Raw genomic sequence first — 4,307 nt, forward strand, 5'->3', positions numbered from 1 at the left:
ACTTCGAGCGCGTGAGGGACGAGCTGCGCGAGGGGCGGTCGTTGCCGGCCGCGATCGACCACGGCTGGCGCCGCGCCCGCCGGACCATCCTGGCGTCCGATGCGATCAACCTGCTCGCCGCGGTGGTGCTCTACTCGCTCGCCGTGGGCGGGGTCCGAGGCTTCGCGTTCACGCTGGGTCTCACCACCCTGGTCGACATCCTTGTCGTGTTCATGTTCACCCACCCGATCCTCATCCTGCTGGCGAAGACGAAGTTCTTCGGCGGCGGTCACCAGTGGTCCGGGCTGGACCCGCGCCAGCTGGGACGGGACACCATGTACAAGGGCCGGGGCCGCATCGTCGCCCCCGGCCAGCTCACGCTCGCCGAACGCAAGGCCGCGGCGGCGGCCGGCGCGTCCGCCCCGCAGGCGCGCGCCGAGGCGGAGGAGAACTGATGAAGCTCAACCTGGCCCAGTGGGGCAACACGCTGCACTCCGGGGAGAAGACCTACCCGATCGTCCAGCAGCGCAAGCGCTGGTTCATGGTGTCTGCCGTGCTCATCGCCGCGTCGATCGCGGTGCTGCTGATCAACCAGCTCAATCCCGGCATCGACTTCGCGGGCGGCACCGAGTTCCGCGTGGCCGACACCGCGAACCCCGACATCGCCATCGCCACCCAGGTGGTCGCCGAGGTTGCGCCGGACGAGGTCCCGCGCGTCACGGTGCTGGGCGACAACGACATCCGCGTCCAGATCGGCGTGGTCGACACCGAGACGGCGCGCACGCTCACCACGGACCTCGCTGCCGGCTATGACGTCGCCGAGGAATCCGTCAGCTTCACCCAGATCGGCCCCACCTGGGGCGCGGAGGTGGGCAAGAAGGCCGTGCAGGGCCTGGTGATCTTCCTGGTGCTCGTGTCCATCGTCATGGCGCTCTACTTCCGCGCCTGGCGCATGGCCGCCGCGGCACTGATCGCGCTGGCGCACGACCTGATCTTCACGGTGGGCGTTTACGCCCTCGTTGGCTTCGAGGTCACGCCCGCCTCGGTGATCGGCTTCCTCACGATTCTGGGCTATTCGCTCTATGACACCGTCGTGGTGTTCGACAAGGTGCGGGAGAACACCGCCAACCTCACGTCGCAGCATCGATACACCTATGACGAGCTCGCGAACCTCGCGGTGAACCAGACGCTGGTGCGGTCGATCAACACGTCGGTGGTGGCGCTGTTGCCCGTGAGCGCCATCCTGTTCATCGGCTCGTTCCTGCTGGGCGCCGGCACGCTCAAGGACATCGCGCTGGCTCTCTTCATCGGCATGGCCGTGGGCACGTACTCGTCGATCTTCGTGGCCACGCCCGCCGAGGTGGCGCTGCGCGACACCGAGGCCAAGATCAAGGCGCACACCGCCCAGGTGCTCGCGCTGCGCGCGTCGGGCGACACCGATGTGGCGATCTCCGAGACCGGCGAGGTGCGCGTGGGCGCCGTCGACCGCGGTCGCCATCAGGGCACCGCCGCACAGCCCAAGCGCAAGAACCGCAAGGCCTGACCGCGGGCCGGGCGCGGGGCACGATGCGGCGACCGTCGCATCGTCCCGTCGCCCTGGCGACGTCCGCGCGGCCGGTAGACTGACGCCCTACCTGACTCGGAGGTGCGTGTGACAGAGACCCGTCCCTCGACCGGGACGCTCGGGCTCGGGTTCCTCCGCCGGGGGAGTCGGGAGTCCAGCGCGATCGACGGCGTGCTCGACACGTATCGGCGCATGTACCCGCGGGGACGGACGGGACTGATCGAGCGGGCCTACAAGGCCGCCGAGGTCGCCCACGAGGGGCAGCTGCGCAAGAGCGGCGAGGCGTACATCACCCACCCGATCGCCGTCGCGCAGATCGTCGCGGACCTGGGCATGCCGGACACCGTGATCGCGGCGGCGCTGCTGCATGACGTGGTCGAGGACACCGAGTACCCGCTGGAGACGATGCGGGAGGAGTTCGGCGACGAGGTCGCGATGATCGTGGACGGCGTCACCAAGCTCGACAAGGTCCAGTACGGCGACGCGGCGCAGGCGGAGACGGTGCGCAAGATGGTGGTCGCGATGGCCAAGGACATCCGCGTCCTGCTGCTCAAGCTGTGCGACCGCCTGCACAATGCGCGCACGTGGCAGTACGTCTCGCCGGAGTCCGCGCGCAAGAAGGCCCAGGAGACCATCGAGATCTACGCGCCGCTCGCGCACCGCATGGGCCTCAACGCGGTCAAGTGGGAACTCGAGGACCTCAGCTTCCAGACGCTGTATCCGAAGATCTACCAGGAGATCGTCGAGGTCGTCACCGAGCGGGCACCGGAGCGTGAGAAGTACCTGGCGCAGGTGCGGACGGAGATCGAGAAGGACCTGCGCGCGATGCGCGTCAAGGCCGAGGTCACGGGGCGCCCCAAGCACTACTACTCGGTCTATCAGAAGATGATCGTGCGAGGTCGCGACCTCAACGACATCTACGACCTCGTGGGGATCCGCATCCTGGTCGAGTCGGTCCGCGACTGCTACGCCGTGCTGGGCGCCATGCACGCGCGTTACCAGCCTGTGCCGGGCCGGTTCAAGGACTACATCGCGATGCCCAAGTTCAACCTCTACCAGTCGCTGCACACCACGGTGATCGGGCCCACCGGGAAGCCCGTGGAGCTCCAGATCCGCACCTACGACATGCACCGGCGCGCGGAGTACGGCCTCGCGGCGCACTGGCGGTACAAGGAGACGGCCAAGACGGGCGAGGCGGCGTCCGGGTCGGGCAACGACATGGGGTGGCTGCGCCAGATCGCCGACTGGCAGCAGGAGAGCGCGGATCCGAGCGACTTCCTCGACAGCCTGCGTGGGGAGATCTCCAAGGCCGAGGTCTACGTGTTCACTCCGCGCGGCAAGCTGCTGTCCCTCCCGCAAGGCGCCACGCCCGTGGACTTCGCGTACGCGGTCCACACCGAGGTGGGCCACAAGACCATCGGCGCCAAGGTCAACGGCCGCTTGGTGCCGCTCGACTCGGCATTGGACAACGGCGACACGGTCGAGGTGCTGACCACCTCGGACGAGAACGCGCATCCCAAGCGTGACTGGCTCGAGTTCGTGCAGTCCGCGCGGGCGCGTAACAAGATCCGCCAGTGGTTCACCCGCGAGCGGCGCGAAGAATCCGTCGAGACCGGCCGCGACATGCTGGCGCGCGCCATCCGCCGCCAGCAGCTGCCGATGCAGCGTCTCATGAGCCGTCCCACGCTGCTCGCCCTGGCCAAGGGCATGCACTACGACGACGTCGACTCCCTGTACGCCGCGATCGGCGAGCACAAGGAGCAGGCGGCGGACGTGGTGGCCCGCATGACGGAGGCCGTGGGCGGCGCGGAGGGTGCCGACGAGGACCTCACGGAGATGACGCGGCCGGGGCTGCCCGCGCGATCGGCGCGCAGGGGCGAGCCCGGCGTCTCCGTCCACGGGCTCACCGATGTGGTGGTCAAGCTGGCGCGGTGCTGCACCCCGGTGCCGGGGGACCCGATCCAGGGCTTCGTCACCCGCGGCTCCGGGGTCAGCGTGCACCGTGCCGATTGCGACAACCTCAAGCAGCTGGTCGCTCAGGAGGAGCGGCTGATCGACGTCGAGTGGACCGGGCAGGCGGCCGGCACCTTCATGGTGCAGATCGAGGTCGAGGCGCTGGACCGCAACCGCCTGCTGTCCGACGTCACCCAGGTGCTGTCCGACCACCACGTCAACATCTTGTCCGCCCACGTGTCGACGTCCCGCGACCGCGTCGCGCTGTCGAGCTTCGTGTTCGAGATGGCGGATCCATCGCACCTGGGCGCCATCATCAGCGCGGTGCGGCGCATCGACGGCGTCTACGACGCCCGACGCATCACCGGCGCCAAGCGCCCCGGCTGACCGGCGGCGGGCGCCTCGAGGCGGTGCCCCGCGAGGGCGGTAACGGCGGCGACCAGCGACGTCAGCCGCGCGTGACCGGCGCCGCGAGCCGAGTCGAGCTCGAGCGCCGCATCGAGCGCCTCGGGGACGATGCGACCGTCGAGCACTGCCCCCACCACCGCCTCGAGCGCCGGTTCCGCGGGTTCCCAGCGCAGGGCGTCGAGGCACGCGCGGGCGGGTGGCGCGACGGCGACCGGGCCGATGCGTGACCCGAGCCGGGCGGTGACACCCGAGTGGAACACGAGGCTCGTGTCCGTGGTCCGATAGAGGCCGCGCTCGCCCACGAGGTGCCAGCGGGTGGGCGGCAGCGGCCGCCAGCAGTGGATCCACAGCGCCGCGAGCCCGGTCAGCGCGGTGTGGGAGGGGACTCGAGTGTGTGCCGTGA

4 protein-coding genes are annotated in these 4,307 nt (G+C 69.6%); 3 read left to right on the plus strand and 1 reads right to left on the minus strand.

Annotated features, from left to right (window positions below; all coding sequences use genetic code 11):
• The 3 genes from Q0L54_RS10610 to Q0L54_RS10620 form a co-directional block, all read left to right on the plus strand.
• Positions 1-434: MMPL family transporter (locus Q0L54_RS10610; protein WP_296667945.1), on the plus strand; the 434-nt coding region annotated here is incomplete at its 5' end.
• Positions 434-1,522 (plus strand): protein translocase subunit SecF, encoded by a 1,089-nt coding sequence (gene secF, locus Q0L54_RS10615; protein WP_296667946.1) that lies wholly within the window; start codon positions 434-436, stop codon positions 1,520-1,522. The genes Q0L54_RS10610 and secF, both read left to right, overlap by 1 nt.
• 108 nt (positions 1,523-1,630) lie before the next feature.
• A complete protein-coding gene (locus Q0L54_RS10620; RefSeq protein WP_366937960.1) occupies positions 1,631-3,883 on the plus strand; it encodes a bifunctional (p)ppGpp synthetase/guanosine-3',5'-bis(diphosphate) 3'-pyrophosphohydrolase in 2,253 nt (750 codons plus the stop codon).
• Here the strand turns inward: Q0L54_RS10620 and Q0L54_RS10625 are convergent.
• Positions 3,841-4,307: hypothetical protein (locus Q0L54_RS10625; protein ID WP_296667949.1), on the minus strand; the 467-nt coding region annotated here is incomplete at its 5' end. The genes Q0L54_RS10620 and Q0L54_RS10625 overlap by 43 nt on opposite strands.

Source organism: Demequina sp. (assembly GCF_024642165.1).
Classification (GTDB): domain Bacteria; phylum Actinomycetota; class Actinomycetes; order Actinomycetales; family Demequinaceae; genus Demequina.

Coding starts and splice junctions, on each gene's coding strand:
- secF (WP_296667946.1), top strand. CDS start 434: ATGAAGCTCAACCTGGCCCAGTGGGGCAACACGCTGCACTCCGGGGAG.